Source organism: Paenibacillus sonchi, from assembly GCF_016772475.1.
Classification (GTDB): domain Bacteria; phylum Bacillota; class Bacilli; order Paenibacillales; family Paenibacillaceae; genus Paenibacillus_AQ; species Paenibacillus_AQ sonchi.
Genome location: NZ_CP068595.1, coordinates 2,476,508 through 2,498,635 on the forward strand (window position 1 = coordinate 2,476,508; position 22,128 = coordinate 2,498,635).

The window sequence follows — 22,128 nt, forward strand, 5'->3', positions numbered from 1 at the left end:
TGGATGCCGGTCATTGGCCTGATCGGGATGTAGTATTGCCGCTTATTATAGCTTAGGAAGCTGCCGGACGCAAGGGGCCGGATACGTTTGACAATAATCCCTGCGCTCTGATAGGATTATTACTAATTTAAAGGATTTTTGCCGTAGAAGCGGCGGGAGCGTATTGTGGATAACGAACGGAAGAGGTGGAAAAATGGCTAAAATAGTTGTCATCAACGGAACACCATCCCTGGTCTCGCGGGTGAATGCAGTCATTGAATATGCCGAGGCCGATCTGCGCGGGCGCGGATTCGAAGTGGAGCGGATCAATGTGGCCGAACTCCCGGCGGAGGATCTGATCCATACCAAGTTCGAAAGTGAAGCCATCGTCAAGGCTAACGGCCTTGTAGCTGAAGCCGATGCAGTAATCGTGGTCAGCCCGGTATACAAAGCTTCTTATACAGGGGTCCTGAAGACCTTCCTGGATCTGATTCCGGAAAAAGGGCTGGCCGGCAAAATCCTGCTTCCCCTCTTTATGGGCGGCAGTCTGGCACATCTGCTTACCATTGAATATGCACTAAAGCCGGTGCTGTCCGTACTGGGGGCGCGCCATATCCTGGGCGGCGTGTATGCGGTGGACTCCCAGGCTGTGCGCAATGACCAGGGTGCCGTCGAACTTGCCGGCGAACTCAGGCTGCGCCTGGACAGCGTCCTTGCGGAGCTGGCGGAAGAGACGTCGCATAAGGCAGCGCGTAAATCTGCAGAGTAGCAAGTTAAGAAGCGCGCTTGAGGTTGCTTGGCGATAACATCAGAAAAGCCCTTTACTGCCGGGACTCCGGCGGTAAGGGGCTTTTTGCAAATGTAAGAATTTATATGTGGTTGTGTGTTGAGGTGAAGTGAAGAGTCAGGAGCCTAAAATAGGCTGTGCGGATCTTCAGCGTCAACATCAAGGTCCAGCTTGGGTCCGCACTAATTAGTTCTATTGCATTCTGTGAAGCAGAATGTAGCGGATACGCCTCAAAAGTGCCTTTTGGCGAAAATCTGCTGCAGGAAATGCAACAGATTGCTTTTCTATGCTGAAACCGGACGGATCTGCTGCAGAAAATGCCGGCACAGCACCTTACAAATCGTCGAACCCGTTGTCGTCGCCAACCTTGCCGTAGTTGCGGGACTTGGCTTCGAAAAAGTCGGTTTTGGTCGCGTTCAGCGCTTCGTCGGAGAAGGGCTTGATCCATGGCATGCAGTTAACGTCTACGCCGCTGTAGGCTTTTTCCAGGCCCATGAGGGTCAGACGCTTGTTGGCTGTGTATTTGATGTAGTCGCTCAGTTCGTTCATATCAATGCCGCGCACGTTGGTCAGCGTGTAATAGCCCCAGTTCGTTTCGAGCTCTACAGCGCGGTCAATGGTGCGGTAGACATAATCCATATTTTCTTTGGTGTTCAGCTCAGGGAAATCCACCAGCAGCTGCTTGAACACTTCGGCGAAGAAGTAGCAGTGCTGATTCTCGTCACGCTGAATGTAGGAGATCATCTGGCTGGTCGCCATCATTTTCTGGTCACGGGCCAGGTTATAGAAGAAGGCAAATGTACTATAAAAGAAAATTCCCTCCAGAATCAAATCAGCCACCATCGCCCGGAAAAAAGTCTCCTTGGACGGCGCATCGCGGAACTCCTGATAGATGTCCGAGATGAACTGGTTGCGTTCCAGCAGCACCGGATCATGCTTCCAGTATTCAAAAATCTCCTTTTGCTCGCTCTCCGAGACGATAGAAGAAAGGACATAGGAGTAGGACTGGTTGTGCACAACCTCCTGCTGGCCGATGATCGCCGAAATCGCCTCCAGAGAAGAATCGGTAAAATAACGCTTCACATCGCCGACGAACATGGTCTGCATGGAATCGAGCACCGCCAGCAGTCCGATGTTGATTTTGAACACGCGCTGTTCTTCCGCTTCCAGCAGCGGGAACTGCTGCGCATCCTTCGACATCGGGATTTCATCGGCGATCCAGTGGTTCAGCAGCAGCACCTTGTACAGCTTGTACATGTGCGGCATGCGGATATCGTTCCAATTCAGAATCCCTGAACATTCCCCGTCGATGATGCGGGTGGATTGGTTCGGGGCTTCGGTATTAAAAATCTTTTGCAGTTGCATTTTGTTTCCCTCCTGTATTTTGCGTGAGCTAATCTTCTGTGGTGTCTTTTCTATAGAATACGGCGATGGAGTAACGGAGAGGAAGTTTGGAACTGGAGAAGCGTAGCGTTCGCCTGAAAGCTTTCCGAAGGAAAGCTCGCATCGAAAGCATAAGCTGTCATCGGATGTCATCCGCAATAAGCGGCATACAATCAAGACATCTGATGACAACAGCGACCGGAAGTCCAAACATTCCTCGCAGTTACGGTCTTATCGCTGTACTTCTACGTTTAGGCACGAAGACAATTAGCTCGCGCAAGACTCACACTCTTCTATAGTTAAAGCACGGCTCCGTACATAATACGTCGATTTCAATCCGCCCTTCCAGGCGTTCAGGTGCAGGTTCAGGAAATCGGTGGCCTTGATGTCCGGCGTCACGTACAGGTTAAAGCTCTGGCCCTGGTCAACATGGCGCTGGCGGGCCGAGGCCATGCGGATGGACCAGTTCTGGTCAATCAGAAACGCCGTTTTATAGTACCAGATCGTCTTCTCGGACAGATCCGGTGCCGGGTTGGCGATCTTGTAGGTGGTTTTTTCCTCATAGGAGAGCAGCTCATACAGCGGATCGATGCTGGCTGTGGAGCCGGCGATGATCGAGGTCGAGCCGTTCGGGGCAATCGCGAACATCCAGGCGTTGCGCACGCCGTCCGCAGCCACTTGCTCCTGCAGCTCACGCCACTGCTCTGTAGTCACGTATTTGCCTTCCTGTTCGCCGCTGGTATAGCCGCGAGAGGTGAAGTAGGCACCGGTCTCCCAATCGGAACCGGCGAACTTCGGATAGCGGCCCTTCTCACGGGCCAGCTCCATGCTGGAGCGCACTACCAGGTAGTTGATATGCTCATACAGATGGTTGTTGTATTCCACGGCTTCATCGGACTCCCAGCGGATGCCCTCCAGTGCCAGCAGATGATGCAGGCCGAAGGTGCCAAGGCCGACCGCACGGTATTGGCTGTTCGTGTACTGCGCCTGCAGCACTTCAATATTGTTGATGTCGATTACGTTGTCGAGCATGCGGACCTGAATCGGCACCAGCCGCTCCAGCACGCCTGCCGGAATAGCGCGGGCCAGGTGGATGGAATTCAGATTGCAGACAACGAAGTCGCCGGGAACCTTCGAGATCACGATCCGGGTCTGTCCGTCCTTCGTAACCAGCTCTTCACTCTCAATAACCGTTGCCGACTGGTTCTGCATAATTTCCGTGCACAGGTTGGAGGAGAAGACCATTCCCTGGTGGCGGTTCGGGTTGGAACGGTTGACGGTGTCCCGGTAGAACATATATGGCGTGCCGGTTTCGAGCTGGGATTTCATAATCCGCTTCATGATGTCGATGGCCGGAACCGTGATGCGGGAAAGCTCCAGATTGGCAGTGGCTTCGGCATATTTTTCACGGAATGAGCCTTGTCCCAGCTGTTCATCATAGAAATCCTCAAGACCGAGTGCGCGTCCTTTGGCATCTTTCCAGCCCATTACCTTCTTCACTTCATGCGGGCAAAAGAGATTCCAGTGTCCGCGTGCTTCCACAGCCTCCATGAACAGATCGGGCAGGCAGACGCCGTGGAATACGTCATGCGCGCGCATCCGCTCGTCGCCGTTATTCAGCTTCAGGTCGAGGAAGGCGAGAATATCTTTATGGAAAACGTCGAGGTAGACGGCGACGGCGCCCTTGCGTGTGCCGAGCTGATCGACGCTGACCGCGGTATTGTTCAGCTGGCGAATCCACGGGATAACGCCGGAGCTGGTGTTCTTGTGGCCGCGGATATCGGAGCCGCGGGCCCGCACCTTGCCGAGGTAGACGCCGATGCCTCCGCCCATTTTGCTGAGCCGGGCTACATCGGTGTTGGAGTCGAAGATGCCTTCGAGCGAATCGTCTACCGTGTCGATGAAGCAGCTGGAGAGCTGTCCGGCGACCTTTTTACCCGCATTGGACATGGTAGGGGTAGCAGCGGTCATGTAAATATTGCTCATCGCCCAGTAGGCTTCCTTGACCAGTTCCAGACGTTTCTCTTCCGGCTCGGTATGCATGAGGAACATGGCGATAATCATATAACGCTCCTGCGGCAGCTCCATGACGCGCCCGTCAAAATCATGAGCCAGATAGCGGTCAGACAGGGTTAAGAGGCCGATATAATCGAACAGCAGGTCGCGTGTGTAATCGATGCAGCCGCCAAGTTCCTCAATCTGCTCCTTGGTATAGTGGGAGAGCAGCTCTTCGCGGTAGATGCCCTTTTTCACCAGATCAGTAATCAGCGGATACAGCTCGCCGTAAGGCTCATCCGGGTAAGCTTTGTAGCGGCGGTTGACGGCAGCTTTTTTGTACAGGGAGGTCAGCAGTGAACGCGCAGCGGCGAATTTCCAGTCCGGCTCTTCTTTGGTAACCAGCTCAAGCGCGCTCATCGTAAAGGCATTGCTGATCTCTTCTCCGCTGACCTCCTCACGGCGCAGCTTGGACTGCACCCCGCGCAGCAGGGTTTCTTTGCTTAGATGATCCAGGCCTTTCAGGATACGGTCGGCGTACACGGAGAGACGGATTTCATCAAAAGCCAATTGGCGGTTGTCGGGTTTCACTACGAGCTGTGGCATAAGTGTTCATACATCCTTTCATTTTTGGGTTTAATTTTCAATATAAAAAATTGAAGTATATAAGCGCAGAGAGCGGCCCGCACCGAGGCTTGGCCTGCTCTTTGATCGTTGCCAATTTTATAAGGCAGCCGGCTGCCAATGTACGATTTCCGTACCGGCAAGGCTGGCCTGAATGTCAATAATCCGCTGGTTGCTGCTTCCCCGGTAGGGGAGGGTGGTGTCTTTGAGCTCTTCCACAAAACGCCCGTCAATCACGACCTGGCACAAAGTCAGCAGGTTCCATTCGGGTGAGCCCGGAGCCGCTGTAAGCTCCTCATAGGTATAGCCGGTGTAAATCCATACGGAATAGTCCGGCAGCACGCTGCGCAGCTCCTGAATGAAGCCCGCAGCCTCCTCTGCCGAGAAAAAGGGTCGCCGCCCGCCAGCGTCAGTCCGTCCAGCAGCGGATTTGCCGCCATCTCGGCGATAATCTCCCGCTGGCGTTCCAAGGTGAACGGCTCGCCGTAGTTGAAATTCCAGGTCTTCGGGTTGAAGCAGCCCGGGCAGCGGTGACGGCAGCCGCTGAGGAAGAGGACGGCCCGCATGCCCTCTCCTTCGTTGATCGATTCCGGGTAGTAGCCGCATATATTCATAGATGCTTAACGCGGTCCCTTACTTCGGCTTGCTTGGCGGCATTGAAGCGGGTCTGGTAGTCGCCGGTCAGATAGCCGGTTACCCGGCGCAGGCGGCGGATATGCACATCCTTCTCATGCGCGCCGCAGGAAGGGCAGTTCGTGCCGATCACACCTTCGTAGCCGCAGTCCGAGCAGCGGTCTATCGGGTGATTGATGCTGAAGTAGCTGACCTGCTGCTCCAGCGCATAACGGATGATCTTCACAAAAGCCGCCGGGTTGCTGCGGGCATTGCCGTTCAGCTCTACATAAGAGATCGCGCCGGCATTGCAGTATTCGTGGAACGGCGCTTCCAGGCTGATTTTCTGTGCGGCGCCCAGCTCATGGTAGACCGGGACATGGAAAGAGTTCGTATAATATTCACGGTCGGTGACGCCCGGAATCGAGCCGAGCACCTTGCGGTCCACTTTGGTGAATTTGCCGGACAGGCCTTCAGCCGGTGTGGCGAACAGCGTGATGTTGAGGTTCAGCTCCTCGCTCTTGCGGTCGCAGTATTCCCGCATGTGGCGGACAATGGCCAGCGCTTTGGCGTGGATCTCCATGTCCTCACCGTGATGCTTGCCGTACATGGCCTTCATGCATTCCGCCATGCCGATGAAGCCGATCGACAGGCTGCCGTGCTTCAGCAGCTCGCCTACACTATCTTCGGGAGCGAGCGCTTTGCCGCCTTCCCAGACGCCTTCGCGCATCATGAAGTCGGAAGCCTTGGCCTTCTGGGAGGCCTGGATGCGGAAGCGGTGAAGCAGCCCTTCCAGAGCGATGTCCATGTAATGGTTCAGATCGTCATAGAAGCCTTCTTCGTCGGCGGCAAGGCGGCGTCCTGTGGCAATGCCGTAGGCCAGTCCCAGCCGCACCAGATTGAGCGTATTGAAGGACAGGTTGCCTTTGCCGGAGCAGTGATTGCGTCCGAAGCGGTCGCCCAGCACCCGTGTGCGGCAGCCCATCGTGGCAAATTCGGTATCCGGATCAGCCGGATCGTAATATTGCAGATTGAGCGGCGCATCCAGATTGGCGAAGTTCGGATACAGTCTGCGGGCGGAACATTCCGCCGCCTTGAGGAACAGCTCGTAGTTCGGATCGCCCTGCTGCTGGTTCACGCCCTGCTTGCATTTGAAGATCTGGATCGGGAACACCGGCGTTTCGCCGCTGCCCAGGCCGTTCATCGTGGCCGTCAGCAGCGAGCTGATGACCAGCTGCCCTTCGGGAGAGGTGCAGGTGCCGTAGTTGATGCTGGTAAAAGGAATCTGTCCGCCCGACCGGCTGGACATTGTATTAAGGTTATGTATCATGCTCTCTGCGGCCTGAAGCGTTTCACTTTCCGTCTCCTTCAGCGCAAAGCGGAAGGCCCGCGGATACTGCTCTGCCAGATCGCTTCGGCTCATAGTGACTTCCCCGCCGATCTCTCCGGTCGTGCCTTCTTCGAAATACTCCAGTCCCTTGCGGAACAGCTTGGCGAAGGATTTGGTCACATAAGGAGCCAGATCAAAATCCAGTTTGTTGGCGGATACGCCGCCGTATTGGGCATTCTGCTGCGACTGGAAAATAATCGCCACCAGCGACATCGCAGTCATAATCGAGTTGGGTGGACGAACGCTGCCGTTGCCGGTGTTGAAGCCTTCGCGGAGAAGCTGCTCGAACGGGATAAAGATGCAGTTGGTGGTTCCGATTGCGTATTGGTCCAGATCGTGGACATACACCACATTATCGAGGGTAGCCTGCACGAGCTGCGGCGGCATCGTGAAGTTGCGGGCATACCACTTGGAATACTCACTGCCGAACTTGCTCATTTTGCCGGAAAAGCTCTCACCGTTCAAATTCGCATTTTCGCGCAGCAGATCCAAATCCCGGCTGTCGATAATATCGCGCCCCAAATGGATCACTTCCTCCAAAAGAACCTCCTGTGCAGCTTGTCCACCGTTGTACCGTTTCTCCAGCAGCGTCATTGTCTAGCTCTCCTCTCCGTATATGAAACATGTTCTGATTGTAATAAAAAAGCATCCCCCGCCGAGGAAGGCGGAAAATGCCCGGATGCGTAGCGCAAATAACCTGAGCGGATATTTGCGGATGGTCTCCATGGAAATATGCTTTCCCGCAGAAGCCGATACCTTAACGCGATAAGGCTTATCGCGTTAAGGTATCGGCAGCCTTGGCTCCCTGGCATAAGGGAAGGCTAAATCTGCTTGTGCAGGCCGCATGCGGACACCTCTCCTGTTCCTCGCAGGCGTAAATAATGGTGCCCGGAAACAGGCAGGTCTCCTGGCTTCCGGTGAATCCGGGGCACCTTCCCAAGGGGGGCTGCCCCTCAGTGGCGTGAGCCTCAGGATACTGCTCCGCAGGGCTTCTGGGAGCCTGCAGGGCATCCGGTTACAGTGGCGGGACCGCAACGGATTTGCACCGCGCTTCCCTATTAAGCTTCAACTCTCCTGTGAGAGCAAAGCACCTGTTTCCACTATATTTTGTTGTCGCTAGATAAAAATAACCCAATATCTTGTGTTTGTAAACAATTTTTTGCGAACCCGCGCCCGGTGCGGACTCCGCCCGTTTACTCACAACTGATCCACAGCTGATCCACAGATAACCCGGTGTTCGTCCACAATTAGTCCACAGGTAATCCACAGCACGGGGGCAAATTTTGCCGGAACTGATTCATAAATTGTCCAAAATACGCCACAAAGGTTCCAAAACCTGGTCATACCCGTAGTAGGACTTTAGGCGATTTGTGGGGGGAGGCAGGAGTTGCTACAATAGAAGGGACCAGAGACTTATGTAACGAGGCTTATAGAGGCTTATAATAGGAGGGATTTCAGGATGGCGATTGGCGAAGTAACCGTAATTCCGATTGGTACAGGCAGCACCAGCCTCAGCAGCTATGTGGCTGACATGCAGCGCGTGTTAGAGACCGTGGAAGGCATTACCTACGAGCTGACATCCATGGGCACCATTATCGAAGGCCCGCTGGCGCGGATTCTGGCGGCCGTCGAAGCGCTGCACGAGTCCCCTTTTACTGCCGGAGCACAGCGGGTATCCACCTCGCTCAAGATTGATGACCGGCGGGATAAGCCGTCCACAAGCCGCAGCAAGCTGGAATCGGTGGAACGCAAGCTGCAGGCGGATTAATTCAGGTTAACAATTACAGCGACAAGGAGCGGATGCTTAATGGCGGCTATCAAACAGCAGATCGGGATACAGATGTACACGCTGCGGGACAGGGCGGAGAAGGATTTTCTGGGAACGCTGCGCAAGGTGGCGGAGATCGGTTATAAGTCGGTGGAATTTGCCGGGTATTTTGGCGTATCGGCTGCAGAACTGCGCAAAACGCTGGATGAGCTTGGACTGTCGGCCCCCTCAGCGCATGTAGGGCTGGATTTCAGCAGTCTGGAGAACATGCAGTCGGCATTATCCAGAGAGATCGAATATGCCCGGGAGGTGGGGCTGGAGTATCTCATCACACCTTCTGCGCCTCTTCCGGAGCAGCCTGCGCTGGACGATGTGCTGGCTCTGATTCCATTTTTTGAAAAGGCTTCCGAGCTGGTACGGGCAGCAGGGCTGAAGTACGGATACCACAACCATGACTTTGAGTTCAAGCAGGTCAACGGGCAGGCCGTCATCGATATCTGGCTGGAGCGGATTCCTGCTGAGCATATGGTGGCTGAGTTTGATTTGGGCTGGGTCCATGTGGGCGGTGCGGTACCGGCAGAATATATCTCCCGCTATGCCGGACGCGTGCCTCTGGTCCACATCAAGGATTTCGGCACAGGCCATGAGGAAGCCGATCTCGGAAAAGGTCAAGTAGACTTCGATAGTGTCTTCAAGGCTGCGGATGAAGCAGGAATTCAGCACTACATCGTGGAGCAGGAGGTTTTCGAATCGTCGTCACTGGAGAGCGCCCGGCTGGCGCTGGATTACTTCCGCAAGCGGGGAATGCTGTAACCGTTTCCTGACCGGACTGTGAGAGAAAGGGTTGCGTTTTTCTCCGGACGATGTATAATGTATTTTGTTTGACAGAAAAATGCTGTAAGCTGGTGTAGCTCAGGGGTAGAGCAACGCACTCGTAATGCGTAGGCCGGGGGTTCAATTCCCTTCACCAGCATCCACAAAAAACATACGTAGCGCGGATTCTTGAAATTTCAAGAGCCGCGCTTTTTTGATACGGGAACGATTCATTTTAGAGCATACATAGATAACCCGGCTAGAGGCTGATGTGTGGTTTTTCACTTTTTAATATCAGCTCTGCCTATAAAACACTGAATATTATTGAGGGATTGTTTGGAGTGCTAACGGTTACTCTGATGATTTTTCTGTTAAACAAAGGTGAAGGGAGGAATAGAAACTTTTATATTGGATTAGCAGTTCTCTTTTTGGCAGGCTACTATATTTCTTGGATTTTCTACTATAACGGAGTGGTTGCTCCATGGTTATTGATACTGGGAATTGCTTGCATGCCGCCGCTTTATTTCTTTTTTGCCGGGCTTTGGATGAAAAACTATGTCCTCCTCGTTCCATGTGCTATTTTTGGAGTTACCCATATTTTGATCACATGCATGAATTATTTGGGAGCTTGAATTGTTAGAATTGTTTTTGTGAGTAGCTGGATTCTAAATTGATTTTGGGTTCTGACCGAATTTGCAAAATGTGAGCTATAAAAGAAAAGAGACATCTCTAAAAGAGTCATCTCTTAATAAAATCGTAAAGAACAGCCCGGAGTTTATGTCGCAGATATAATCAAAGTGGTTTAGCTGTAAGGTTTCAAATAAACCTTATAGCATACATCATGAGCAACCAAGCTTTGTTTAGTGGGATTGGCGTCATAATTATAATCAGCCGGGTCTGTCTCAAAAGCATACAAAACATTAGTCACAAGGTAAGATTATAATTCCATAAAAGCAGCTCTCCTACTCTTAAATGTCTTATTTCCCGTAACCGAGTTCATTCAATTGGCTGATTGCCGTATCGAGATAGTTCTTGTAGCTGAACGTGTTTTCCAGCGTCTCCAGAAACTTGCTGTAGCTGTCGATCTGGGCTTTGCCATAGACAAATTTGATCATTTCTTCTTCAATGAAGCGGTTGGCGTCGGCCGGGTTGTAGCCCGGAGGGCTGGTCACAAAGCCGTCCAGTGTCTGGATGCGCGGCAGGTTGGCTTCAAAGTCAATATAGGCGGCCAGATTGCTGAATTTGGATTTCAGATAATCCGTTTCCGGGCGGCCTGTGAACTGGTACAGCCAGGTGAATGAAGCGTCGGAGCGGCCTTTGTCGGTAATTTTGACAGTATCGCCTTCCAGCGTATAGTGGGTATTCTCCACCCCGTACTGCACCAGCCGGTTGCCTTCCGTTGTCGATACATAATTGAGCAGCTCCAGCACTTTGTTCAGCTTTTCCGGCTCGCTTTCCAGCTTTTTGGGGATGACCCACAGGCCGCTGGAAGCACCGATATTCAGGGAATTGGCGTTTGCGATGCCGGTTGGTCCTTTCGGGGGAGCCAGTTGAATCCATTCCGCCTTGGGATTGGCGCCTTTCCAGACGGCTACCTTGTCGTCTTTCATGATTTGCGCCCATTCGGTGTTGATGATGCCCACCTTGCCCTGAAACGCCTTGTCGATGGCCATCGTCCCCTTGTTGCTTACAATTTCAGGGTCAACGACTCCGGCATCGAGAAAACCTTTGATAGTGGCCAGTGCATCTTTCATTTCCGGCTGGTAAAATGTGCTGACTACCTTGCCGTCACGTACAAACAGCTGTGAGGTGTCAAAAATATTGGTGAGACCGTAAGCGCCGAAAATCGGGTCGAAGGTCTGGAAGTTGGTGCCGGTGAGGCCAAAGGTGTCGTTTTTGCCGTTTTTGTCCGGGTCGTTGGCTGTAAACGCTTTAGCAACCTCCAGCAGTTCATCCACGGTAGCCGGCGGCTGCAATTGCAGATTATCCAGCCAGTCCTTGCGAATCCAATACGTGTAGGAGACCGATTGACCCGTTTTGGGCAATGCATACTGCTTGCTGTCCAGAATGCCTTTCTTCAGCACCTCATCTCCGACAAATTTGGTGTATTCCGGCAGTTTGTCCAGATACGGCGTCAGGTCGAGCAAAGAACCGGACTGGGCCAGTTTTTGCAGATGGGCTTTGCTGGTCGCCAGCAGCAGATCGGGGAGATTGCCCGAGGCCGCACGGACATTCATTTGATTCTCATAGTCGTTCTGGTCGCCCACGAGTGTCAGCTTCAGGTTAATGCCTACTTGTTCATCCAGCGCTTTCTTGATGAAATCATCTGCCGGCAGGCTGGTGCCCCAGCTGATTTCGGCTGCTTCGATGTCCACCGGCCCGGCTGCCGCCTTAGCGGAAGCATCGCCTTCTGCGGTTTTGGGCGCATTGGACCCGCCGCCGCAGCCGCTGAAAAGCGCGACAGTCATAGCCAATGCGGTCCACGCCATTACTCTGTTCTTCTTTCTCATTACAACCCCTGCCTTTTCCCTGATTTATTCCTTGCACAGTAGTATGAATGAAGTGGGAAGCCTTAACGGATTCCCAGTTATCCCTTGATCGCTCCCAGGAGCATCCCTTTGGTAAAATGCTTCTGGATAAACGGGTACACCACGATAATTGGCAGGCTTCCGGCAATGACCGCCGCCATCTGCATGGCTGCTGTCGGGACGGTAACCTCGGCCTGCAGCTCATTCGATTGAGTCAGCAGGAGCATATTGCGGATGACCACCTGCAGCGGATGCAGCTTCACGTCGGTAATATACAGAATCGCCGAGAAAAAGAATTCCAGTGGCCGACCATATAGAACAGGCCAACCGTCATTATGGATGGAATCGACAACGGAATAACAATCTGCCATAAGATGCGGAATTCCTTGGCCCCGTCTATTTTGGCCGATTCAAACAGCTCTTCCGGCAGATTCTCAAAAAAGCTTTTCATAATAAGCACGTTGAAGGTGGCGATTGCCCCCGGAATAATGAGCGACCATAGGGTATCCAGCATCCCCAGTGAGCGGACAACCAGATAGGTTGGAATCAGGCCGCCGTTGAACAGCATGGTGATGACGATAAACAGCAGGAAGAAGGTCCTTCCGCGCAAATTCCTGCGGCTGAGCGGATAGGCGGCCATCGTTGTCAGAATCATGTTGATGGCGGTGCCGGTCACTGTAACAAACAGCGTGACCAGCATAGAGCGGCCAAGCGCCGGATCGGCCAAAATCCGCTGGTAAGCTTCAAAAGAAATGCTGCGCGGAATGACGACAAAACCTCCGTTTTTGATGACTTCGCTGTATGGCGTCAGCGACATTGAAATGACGTAGAGCAGCGGGAAGATGGCCACTACCGCCACTGCCGCAAGCAGGAGATAGACCACGGTGTTAAATAATTTATCGGATTTGGCGTTTACCATATTCCGCCCCCCATCGTTTAGCCAGCCTGTTGGCCCCCAGCACCAGCACAAAGCCAATAGCTGATTTGAACAATCCTACCGTGGTCGCCAGACTAAAGTTCATTTGCTCCAGACCGGTCCGGTATACCCAGGTATCGATAATATCGCCGACCTCATATACGCGCGGGTTGTAGAAAACATAAATTTGCTCAAATCCGGCGTCCATGATGCTGCCGATTTTGAGGATCAGGAGCAGGATGATGACATTGCGGATACCGGGAAGCGTAATATGCCAAATCATCCGCAGCCGGCTGGCGCCGTCTACCCTGGCCGCTTCGAACAGCGTCGGGTCGATCCCGCTGATCGCAGCCAAATAGACGATTGCGCCCCAGCCGATATCCTTCCAGATTTCAGTCGAGACCAGCATGCTGCGGAACCATTCCGTTGAGCCGAGGAAAGAGATGGACGAGCCGCCCGCTTCTGTAATCCACCGGTTGACCAGCCCGGTCGTCTCCGAAAAGAAAGCTACCGAAATGCCGTAAATGATAATCCAGGACAAAAAGTGCGGCATATAGCTCAATGTCTGGACCCACCGCTTCAGCCACATCACCCGGCATTCGTGGAACAGAATCGCCAGAATGATCGAAGGCAGCATCCCGAACACCAGCTTGTATAAGCTGATCAGCAGGGTATTGGACATGAGCTGTAAGAAATACGGAGAATCAAAAAACATTTTGAAATACTTGTACCACGGGTCGGCCCAGGGGCTGTGCAGGATGCCGTCCGTAAAATTATAGTCCTTGAAGGAGATAATGACGCCGTACATCGGCAAGTATTTGAATACGAAATACCAGATTAGGCAGGGAAGCAGCATCAGGTACAACGCCCGCATTCCCCATATCCTGATCCATGCCTGACGCAGCGGTGACTCTGCTGTCTTGTTCCTTGTCATGCCAATGGATTCTTCCATACGCTCAACCTTCCTGTCTGTGTTTTGTTACTATCATAGCGGACAGGGGAGGCAGGGCGTAATCTTCATATCTCAGCGATTCAGTGTACAATTTTAAGTTCTGGGGAGAGTAGCAAAGCGGACAGACAAGGGGGAAAAGAATGCGCTGGAAACACGGCGCCGCAGAAGCGTTTCCTGCAGGCGCACATGCTCAGGGGGAGCGGGGCAGGAGGCCGGCGGCATTAATATTATGGCGCCGGCGGCTCAGTGCCCGCCCTTCCTTTACACTGCTGCCTGTATTCGTTGGGTGTCAGCTTCGTCCAGCGTTTGAAAATTTTAAAGAAGTAGCTGGGGTTGGCGAACCCGACCCGCTCCCCGATTTCGGCGACGGTCAGGTCGGTCTGCTCCAAATAGAACCTCGCTTCATTCACCCGGATGTGCTGGAGATAGTTGATGAAGGTCTCGCCCGTTTTTTTCTTGAATAGGCCGCTCAAATAATTTTCATCCATATTGACGTATTGCGCCATCGCCTGCAAGGAAATGTCCTCGTCATAATGATGCAGCAAATAGCGGATCATTGTGTTGATCTCGGGATGGTCCGTCTCCTGCGGCCGCTGCCCGCCAAGACCCTTGGCATAAGTCCGCATCCGCGCGACCGTCCGCTCCAGCAATTCGGGATGGCGCACGGCATCCAGCAGTGCGCCGGGCGGTTCTGCAGGCTTTCCGGCAATACGCGCGAACAGCTTGTCCAGCCGCTCGGCGGTCTCCTTGACTGCCGCCATCGGCATGCGGACGGCCGCCATGAACTGCCATAGCTGCTCCAATTTGGCGGCACAGTCGCCCACATCGAGCCGCTCGAAGCGGCCGATAATCTCCCGTTCCTGTTCCCAGGGAACGGGGAGGGGTGCACCGGCACCGTATCGGCTTCGGCCGTAACGCCGATCTCTCCACGGGCACAGCCATAATAATAGCGGCCCAGCACCTCCAGGTTCATCCGCCAGGCGCCCAAACCGGCATCTGCCGCCGATCCAAGGCGGCGGACAGCGGGCAGCCCGTCATAGATGAACACCTCAGGCCGCAGTGCCGGGCTGCGCTCCAGCCAGACCCAAAAAGTGCTCTGCCCCATATGCCTGAACAGGTGGCAGCGTGCTGCCTGCCCTGCCTCTGCGGGCAGCAGGGAAGGCAGGTCGGCTTTGCTCAGCATCCGGGTGCCGCTCAGCACCGAGATAAGCAGCAGCCCTGGGGAGTTTGCCGTTAGGCGGCGGAAATCCTCGAATTTGTCTGTTTCATTCTGGTGGAGTTCCTTGCCCCACAGGCTTCGCCACATATAACCGGCTGCCTCCCGGAACAGCTGGTCCTCCAGCCGGTCCTGCTGTTCCACCCGCTTCATCAGCTTGGCCCGGGCTTTGTTCAGCGCCTGGAGCAGCTCTTCGTCGCTCATGGACAGCTTGAGAATATAACTGGATGCGCCATATTCAAGCGCAAGCCGGGCGTATTCGAACTCGCCGGCGCAGGTAAGCATGATGAACGATCCTTCAAAGCCCTTGGCCCGTGCAGCCTGAATCAGCTCCAGGCCGTCCATGTAAGGCATAAAAATATCGGTAATTACAATATCGGGCTGCAGCCGGTCCATCAGCTCCAGCGCTTCCTGCCCGTGGGTGGCCTCACCGGTAATGGAAAAGCCGTGCTCCTCCCAGCGGATGGATTGGCGGATCGAGCGGCGGACGAACGGCTCATCTTCGACCAGAAGTATTTTCCACATTTCGCTCCTCCTTGTCATAAGGCAAAGAATTCAACAGAGGAATATCCAGCACAGCCACCGTGCCTTGGGGGAGCGGCAGCAGAAGCAGCTCGCCTCTCCCCTTATAGAGCAGCAGAATCCGTTCCCTCAGATTGCTGAGGCCGATGCCCTTGCGCCGTTTCCCCGAAGCGGAGCCGCTGCGCTCCAGCCCCTGGCCGTTGTCACCGATCTCGACCCGCAGCCTGCCGCCGGCGCCGGCAATCAGAATGGTTATTTTCCCGCCCGCCTTCATATGCACAAGTCCGTGATAAATCGCATTCTCAACGAGCGGCTGCAGGCTGAACTTTGGAATCAGGGCATACTCCAGGCCGTCGCCGATCATGTATTCCACGTTGAAGGAGTGGTCATAGCGGAAGGACTGGATGTAGACATACGCCCGGATCAGTTCGATTTCTTCCTTCAGAAAGACGAGGTCCGCATCGCTGTTGAGGCCTGATTCCAGCAGTTTGCCCAGGTTCTGGCAGATTTCCGATGTCCCCATATCACCGTGGTTGCGCGCGTTCCATTTGATCGTATTCAGCGTGTTGAGCAGAAAATGCGGATTCATTTGCGACATCAGCATTTGAAAGCGGATGGCTTCCTTCTGCCTTTCCTCCATTTGCAGCCGTTCGATCAGCTTGCGGATATCGCCGGTCATCAGATTGAAGGCACGGGCAAGCCGCAGCAGCTCGCCTTTATATTTCCGTTCGGGGATGCTCACATTCAGATTTTTATCGACAAGCTCACTCATTTTTTTCTGCAAATTATGCAAGGGTCTGACCGTAGAAGAAACAATTGCATACATGATTCCGGCAAAAATAATACAGGTGACCAGAAACGACAGCATAACCTCCCGCTTCATCGCCAGAATGTTCCCGGAGAGCGCTTCCAAGGGGAAGCGGCTGACGAGGTACCAATCCATATTCGGCAGATAAGTGCCGTTAAAGATGAACAGGTCTTTGTCATCGGTAAAATAACGGGCCGGGTTGCTTTTGAAGGTGGCCAGCATCCCGCCTAGCGCCTGAGCAGAGCGGTCATTGCGGCCCATCAGAATCGGCTGCCCGCCGCCGTCCAGCAAATAATAGGTCTGCTTCACCTGGAAGCCGCCTGTTATCGAGTTAAGCCAGGTCTTCATATCCAGACTGATGCGCAGATAGGCGAAGGTATGGCCGTCCGTTCCCTGCAGCTTCGAGAATAAAGAGAATAACTGCGAGCCCGGCAGGGCGTTCGCCAGCAGATAATCAGGCTCATGAACTGTCCAATAATAGGCTTCAGCCCCTTGCCTGAGCTTTACGAATTCCGGCTGCTGCAGCAATTCCGCTCCGCTGACCGCCGGGACGGCCATGCCTTCCTCCAGCGTGTTGTAGACCTCTCCCTTATCATCCACCAGCGTGAGATGAACGGGGACAATGGCATTCATCAGCCGTTGCTTCACCAGCAGCAGCTCATTTTTGATGAACATATTTTTTTCCGGCATATTCTCTCCGGTGCGGCCAAGCTGTTCGCGCAGGTCCGGGTCGCGTTCGAGCTGCAGCATCGCGCCCAATACACCGAATTTCAGGCTTTCAATATTATTTTTGAGAAAATTGAGCTGTGCCGTATTTTGCTGTGATATATTGTCCTTCATCATCGTTTCCAGCTGCGTGATATTGCGGATTTGCAGGAATGCGGAAGGAATCAGCACGAACAGCAGAATGGATAGGACTAGCCGGTTTTTCATGCTGGACGGCCACAGCCATTTTAATTTGCCCATAGGCTTTCCTCCAGAGCTTGAATTCAAATCCCCTCTATTCTAGCAAAAATGGCCGCCGCCCGCCCATTAATATAGCGGTCGGCAGCAAGTTAGTGCTAATTCAGCGAACGTGCCCCTATTGGGATACAGCAGACAGGCGTCAGGAGCGATAACAACGGATCTCTGCGATGCACGCACTGGGATCGCCGTTCGTGGCGTGTACTGTAACGCGGAGTTTATCTGTCTTAACCGCCTCGGACAACGGATGACGGCGGCGGGTCTGATAGTTGCCCTTAACGGAGGCGACCGTTGTCCATCCGCCGCCGGTCCAGGCATCGATGCTGTAATCCCTTGGACACTGGGGGTCGCGGTAGAACGGCGGATACCGGTGATATTCGCGGAACAGCTGGCCGGGAAAAGCCAGCTCGACCGTCCCGATACACTCCTCCGTTTCCCATTCCAGCTCCAGCCGCTGCGGCAAAGGCCCGGCCGGATCGGAACGCCATATGTTTGTATAATCATACGGCCGGGCAATGCCGGTCAAGACATTGGACGGCTCATAGCAGGCTTGCGGCGGGTCAATCCGGAAGCTTAGAGTTCCCCCGTCGCCGTACCGGCGCATTTTGGAAGGCCCCATCTCGTAGGCCGAGGTATGGCCGGGAATGACAGTGCCGCCTTTATGCCACTCCACCTGCGGATTTGCCGCCAGTTCCAGGCGGACATACCCTCCGCTCCGCAGCCCATCCGCTGCGGTAAGCCCGGCTTCCCAGGCTACCCACTGCATCCGGCCGGGCGGAACGGCCAGCTGCTGCCGGGCCAGCGGCTGCTTCGCCCCGCATTCGTAGTCCCAGATGGAGTCCACCGGGACAAGACTGGCCTCAACGGTCTGCTCCGTCCCGGATTCATTGCTTAGGCACACGGCCAGGGAACGGATTTCCTCCGTACCGACGGCAATCCACTGCCCGCGCCGGTGCGTAAGCGGCTCCTTGTCCGGGAGCCGGGTTCCGCCGAAGCCGCCGGTGTAGTCGCGGCTCTCCGGCCCTACGCCATGCACGCGGGCGGAGCTGCCGGCCCGCGCGCGTGCCGAGCGGGCCACATCGCCGGGGTCCTCGTTGCGGCAGTTCGGCAGGAAGCAGCCCTCGCGGAGCAGAATCTGCTGGACTTCGCGGATATCCGCGAAGTCCAGGCTGCACGCCTCCCGGCCCCGCCGCAGCGCCACGGCGGCGGCTGTGCCCGCCGCCTGACCCAGCAGCGCCGTCGTTGCCATGACGCGCACAGTGCCGAGGGCGGCATGGCTGACGCTGACATTGCGGCCGGCCAGCAGAAGGTTGTCGACATCCTTCGACATGAGAATGCGAAGCGGAATCCCGTAGGGTCCGCAGTAGCTTTTAATCGCATATTCGCTGGTCTCTGCGTAACCTTCGGCAGACGACGGTTCCGCAGTCGGGGCCAGCAGGCCGCCTGTGCTGTGCAGGTCGATGAACCAGCCGCCGTAGGCGATTTCATCGGGGAATACGGTGCGGCCCGCCGGGTCATGCTCCGTCATGAAATAACGGCCCAGTACCCGCCGGCTCTCACGTTTGCCCGGCACCTGGCCGATCCAGTCCAGTGCATAGTTCGCCGCCTTTTCTTTCAGGAGCGGGTCCCTGTTCTTAATCCAGTCCCAGATGCCCAGCGCATGGCGGGTCAGCTCATGCCGGATGTGCTCATTGTCATAGATGGTATTCCAGGGGATGCCGATTTCGATCCACCAGTACCCGGCGGCAAGGTCGTAGAAATGCCGTCCCTGATCATAGAAAAAAGCGGGGTCCTCATGTCTGACCGCCCAATCCGGTGCCGCAAACGGGACCGGCCGCCCCATATCCTTCGCCTTAAAATGTATTGAGCTGCCCATCGTGTCGCCGCTGGCCGCAAGCGGGGCATGGGGTTCGCTGAATTCCTCCCGGCCCTCCGACCCCCAGCGCCATTCGCAGCCGGCCAGATCGGCAACCACACCATCGCCGGTACAGTCAATAAACACCCGGCCTTCTATGGCGATTTGTGTCTCTGCGCCCGCCACCCGCACGGTCACAGAGGAGATGTGCCGCTCCGCGTCTTTGTGCACTTCGGTGACCGTGGAGTTTAAATGAAGCGTAAGGTTCGGCGTTGACACCGCCAAATTGTATAGCACCATGTCCCATACGCTGTTCGTCCAGCCATTTTCGAGAATCGGTTCATGATTAAGCGCCCGTTCTTCGATCAGCAGCTCGGAAATAATGCCCGTCTCCCGGGCATAGGCATGAAATTGGGCCGCCCCGTGTGGAGTGACCCGGATTTCCGACGAGCTGTTGCCGCCCAGCACCGGCCTATCCTGGATGATACAGACACCGGCTCCCTGCCGGGCTGCCGCCACGGCTGCGCAGACACCCGCCAATCCTCCACCGCATACCACCACATCATAAGCTTCCTGCCGCATCTTCATGATCATCCGCCCTTTCATCCTATTACCGTTAATTTTAACCGGATATGGAGGGGAGGAATATCAACAAATCTGGCTGATCTTATGTACAAAACTGGTCGATCGGGTTGGATGCCGCAGGACAGTGTATAACGCTTATATCTATAAAAATCTGGATAAATCCGCTATAATAAATAGAAAAGTAAATTCAAGAAAAAGGAGAAATGAGCAATTTGAGGAATAAATACATATTTATATTCACGTTTACCTGTTTCGCGGCTTTCCTCCTGTTATTTCTGCAGCCGGCGCTCGTCCATGCGGCGGATGCAGGAACAATGGTGGACAGCGGCACAAAAGAACGGCTAATGGAGCAGTATGGACTTGAGCCGCCTAAGCCTTCTTTTTCCATGGGCTGGACCGGAATGGATGGCGGGATGAGTACGCCGCTTCAAGTCTTTTTAGCAATCTGCGGGCTGGCGGCCAGTCCATATTTAGTTGTAATCTGGAAGTTTATTCTATCCCGTTACTCGTAAAAGTTGCACAGAATCCCATAGCGTCATACAATACAGTAGAAGAAAGCACACACATTGCGCAGGCGGGGGCTTTTGCTCCTTCTCCAGCATCCCGATAACTATAAGCGGCGCAGCTTTCCGGATGTTCGGCGGCTGCGTTTTTTGCTGTTCAGAGAGGAGAAAAGGCGGAGATGAAATGTCTGACCATCCGGCAGCCCTGGGCCACATTAATTGCGCTTGGGGAAAAACAGTTCGAGACCCGTTCCTGGCAAACGGCTTATCGCGGTGAACTGGCGATTCATGCCGGAATGGGGATCGACACCACTGCCTGCGGGCAGGAGCCTTTCAAGTCGGCCTTGGCGCGGCATGGCTTCACTGTGGACAATCTCCCCCGGGGAGCCATCATCGCCATAAGCCGTCTGGCCGATTGCCATGAGGTAACGCAGGCGGATGCAGTTGAGGGCTGGCCCGGCGGCAATGAGCTGGTTTTCGGCGATTATGCGCCAGGACGCTATGCCTGGAAGCTGGAGGATGTGACGGCGCTTGCCCGGCCCATACCGGCGAAAGGCAGGCTGAGCTTCTGGGAGTACCCTGTGCTGGAGGGGGAGCAGTGACCTGCCGGGACTGCATAACCTTTTGGCGGAACAAGAAAAAATAATTAGCGGCCCAAGCCATGATTGGGTATGAACCGGCTGACTCGCGGGTAATCTTCTTATAGGATGTTTGGTGCTGCCACTGTCCCGCGCGATCATCAGGATGTATAAGAAAGGGCGTATGCATAGGAAATGGGAAGTCTCCTTATTGCGTGGCTTTGTATGCTGTGTTTGTATTTTTCGTTTGAGGATAAGGTAAGCAGGAAAATTATACTTCCCGTGGCCCTGGTCGTTTTTTTCGGCACGCTGGGTTACTGGAAGCTTTTAATGTAATTTTTATGCAGGTATCAGCTTGTTTTCAGGTTAAGGATATATATTGAATGTACCAAACACTCCCCGGTGTTTATAAATAGCTTGCAGGGTCTTGCCAGCTCCCATGGTGAGGCCCGTTTTATTTTGTCTGGCTGATCCTGGCGCAGCATGGGGTGGATAAAATAATCACTGGTATTTATAAAAAAAGGTGATTTTATGTGATATTTTTCACAATAAAATAATAAAAATTATTTTATATTAAAATTGAAATATCAAAGATTGAAACGTAACAAAAATAAAGCACCTCAAAAGGAGAATTATGATGAGTCATGAAGGAAGTCTCCGCCGCGGGCTGGCATTCGGGTTGTTTTTGAGTATTCCGTTGTGGGTGTCCATGATTGGCTGGGTTCAGCTGCTGTAAATCCCAATTCGCTATATCCGCAGTGTCTGGTTACGGGAGCGTATATAGCATTACATAGAGATGGATGAAGAACTGCTGCCGGTTGATTCCGGGGCGGTTTTTTGTTGTGCGGTCCTGATTCGAAGGAACGTTCTTGCTCCTTAAGGAGTAGCTATAGCTAGGAATAAAGATTCTGGATAAGATTTGAAATTATAGTTCGAATATACTAGATTTTAATATTAAAAATTGCAATTAAATACAGGATCTGATGCTGTAAAAAAGGAGAAAACCATTCTGCAGGGAGATTTCCTTCTGGACAGGAAGGCTGTAAAGCCTTATGAATAGCGGGTTTATCCATGTTCCAGGCAACCGTAACTTGAAAAAATAGTTAAGGAATAGATTGACAATCGGGCAAGGAAGAGGCTAAACTGAAATTAGTTCAAAAGTAACAAATGTCATAGACTACATAAGTTTCACTTAATCTATATTTCTCATGTATAAACGCAAACCGTCCGAAAGGACGGGACGCAAAGTCAGGAATCTAATGCCCGACCAGGGCTATGATCGTCCGGCCGCCGTGAAGCTGACCCTTCGTGGCGGTCTTTTTGTTGTTATAGTTTTTCCGCAAAATCATAG

At 53.7% G+C, this 22,128-nt stretch carries 14 protein-coding genes, 1 tRNA gene, 2 pseudogenes and 2 riboswitches; of the genes and pseudogenes, 6 read left to right on the forward strand and 11 right to left on the reverse strand.

Annotation, left to right across the window (positions count from 1 at the left end; genetic code table 11):
* Positions 1 to 193 precede the first annotated feature (193 nt).
* Complete coding sequence (gene ssuE / locus JI735_RS11385) at positions 194 to 748, forward strand: NADPH-dependent FMN reductase (protein ID WP_039838914.1); 555 nt, start codon at positions 194 to 196, stop codon at positions 746 to 748.
* A 351-nt stretch (positions 749 to 1,099) separates the two neighbouring features.
* Here the strand turns inward: ssuE and JI735_RS11390 are convergent, their stop codons facing one another.
* From JI735_RS11390 to JI735_RS11405, 4 genes and pseudogenes are all read right to left on the reverse strand, one after another.
* Positions 1,100 to 2,131 carry a ribonucleotide-diphosphate reductase subunit beta gene (locus JI735_RS11390; RefSeq protein ID WP_020425684.1) on the reverse strand — a complete coding sequence of 344 codons (1,032 nt, stop codon included), beginning with the start codon at positions 2,129 to 2,131 and terminating at the stop codon, positions 1,100 to 1,102.
* A 285-nt stretch (positions 2,132 to 2,416) separates the two neighbouring features.
* Positions 2,417 to 4,750, reverse strand: a complete 2,334-nt coding sequence (locus JI735_RS11395; protein ID WP_020425682.1) for a ribonucleoside-diphosphate reductase subunit alpha — start codon at positions 4,748 to 4,750, stop codon at positions 2,417 to 2,419.
* A 237-nt stretch (positions 4,751 to 4,987) separates the two neighbouring features.
* Positions 4,988 to 5,382: pseudogene (gene nrdG / locus JI735_RS11400) on the reverse strand (anaerobic ribonucleoside-triphosphate reductase activating protein); the annotation flags it as partial.
* Positions 5,379 to 7,364: an anaerobic ribonucleoside triphosphate reductase gene (locus JI735_RS11405; RefSeq protein ID WP_202677394.1), complete on the reverse strand. Its 1,986-nt coding sequence runs from the start codon at positions 7,362 to 7,364 to the stop codon at positions 5,379 to 5,381. The pseudogene nrdG and the gene JI735_RS11405, both read right to left, overlap by 4 nt.
* Before the next feature lie 286 nt (positions 7,365 to 7,650).
* A riboswitch (cobalamin riboswitch) is annotated at positions 7,651 to 7,880 on the reverse strand.
* Positions 7,881 to 8,229: 349 nt separating this feature from the next.
* Between JI735_RS11405 and JI735_RS11410 the strand changes: the two genes are divergently transcribed.
* The 3 genes from JI735_RS11410 to JI735_RS11420 all read left to right on the forward strand — a co-directional run bounded on the left by JI735_RS11410 (position 8,230) and on the right by JI735_RS11420 (position 9,511).
* Positions 8,230 to 8,538, forward strand: a complete 309-nt coding sequence (locus JI735_RS11410) for an MTH1187 family thiamine-binding protein (protein WP_020425678.1) — start codon at positions 8,230 to 8,232, stop codon at positions 8,536 to 8,538.
* A 39-nt stretch (positions 8,539 to 8,577) separates the two neighbouring features.
* Positions 8,578 to 9,351 (forward strand): sugar phosphate isomerase/epimerase family protein, encoded by a 774-nt coding sequence (locus tag JI735_RS11415; protein WP_039838922.1) that lies wholly within the window; start codon positions 8,578 to 8,580, stop codon positions 9,349 to 9,351.
* An 88-nt stretch (positions 9,352 to 9,439) separates the two neighbouring features.
* Positions 9,440 to 9,511 (forward strand) — tRNA-Thr (locus JI735_RS11420).
* Positions 9,512 to 10,328: 817 nt separating this feature from the next.
* On the opposite strand, the gene JI735_RS11425 is transcribed toward JI735_RS11420, so the two are convergent.
* The 7 genes and pseudogenes from JI735_RS11425 to JI735_RS11455 all read right to left on the reverse strand — a co-directional run bounded on the left by JI735_RS11425 (position 10,329) and on the right by JI735_RS11455 (position 19,705).
* Positions 10,329 to 11,861, reverse strand: coding sequence for an extracellular solute-binding protein (locus tag JI735_RS11425; RefSeq protein WP_039838923.1), 1,533 nt, complete (start codon positions 11,859 to 11,861; stop codon positions 10,329 to 10,331).
* A gap of 77 nt (positions 11,862 to 11,938) precedes the next feature.
* Positions 11,939 to 12,798, reverse strand: a pseudogene (locus JI735_RS11430) (carbohydrate ABC transporter permease).
* The gene (locus JI735_RS11435) at positions 12,776 to 13,747 is read right to left on the reverse strand and encodes an ABC transporter permease (RefSeq protein WP_202677395.1); all 972 of its coding nucleotides are present in this window, start codon (positions 13,745 to 13,747) and stop codon (positions 12,776 to 12,778) included. Before JI735_RS11435 ends, JI735_RS11430 begins: the two are co-directional and overlap by 23 nt.
* Before the next feature lie 227 nt (positions 13,748 to 13,974).
* Positions 13,975 to 14,373: a helix-turn-helix domain-containing protein gene (locus JI735_RS11440; protein WP_202677396.1), complete on the reverse strand. Its 399-nt coding sequence runs from the start codon at positions 14,371 to 14,373 to the stop codon at positions 13,975 to 13,977.
* Positions 14,301 to 15,488, reverse strand: coding sequence for a response regulator (locus JI735_RS11445; protein WP_202677397.1), 1,188 nt, complete (start codon positions 15,486 to 15,488; stop codon positions 14,301 to 14,303). The genes JI735_RS11440 and JI735_RS11445 overlap by 73 nt, the downstream gene beginning before the upstream one ends.
* Positions 15,460 to 17,259 carry a sensor histidine kinase gene (locus tag JI735_RS11450; RefSeq protein ID WP_051052271.1) on the reverse strand — a complete coding sequence of 600 codons (1,800 nt, stop codon included), beginning with the start codon at positions 17,257 to 17,259 and terminating at the stop codon, positions 15,460 to 15,462. The genes JI735_RS11445 and JI735_RS11450 overlap by 29 nt, the downstream gene beginning before the upstream one ends.
* A gap of 139 nt (positions 17,260 to 17,398) precedes the next feature.
* Entirely contained in the window at positions 17,399 to 19,705 is a 2,307-nt protein-coding gene (locus JI735_RS11455; RefSeq protein WP_233476350.1) for an FAD-dependent oxidoreductase, read from the reverse strand.
* A gap of 194 nt (positions 19,706 to 19,899) precedes the next feature.
* On the opposite strand from JI735_RS11455, the gene JI735_RS11460 reads away from it, so the two are divergent.
* A complete protein-coding gene (locus JI735_RS11460) occupies positions 19,900 to 20,208 on the forward strand; it encodes a hypothetical protein (protein ID WP_157771505.1) in 309 nt (102 codons plus the stop codon).
* A 170-nt stretch (positions 20,209 to 20,378) separates the two neighbouring features.
* Positions 20,379 to 20,801: an ASCH domain-containing protein gene (locus JI735_RS11465; protein ID WP_039838943.1), complete on the forward strand. Its 423-nt coding sequence runs from the start codon at positions 20,379 to 20,381 to the stop codon at positions 20,799 to 20,801.
* 1,183 nt (positions 20,802 to 21,984) lie between these two features.
* Positions 21,985 to 22,072: riboswitch (cyclic di-GMP riboswitch) on the forward strand.
* Positions 22,073 to 22,128 lie beyond the last annotated feature (56 nt).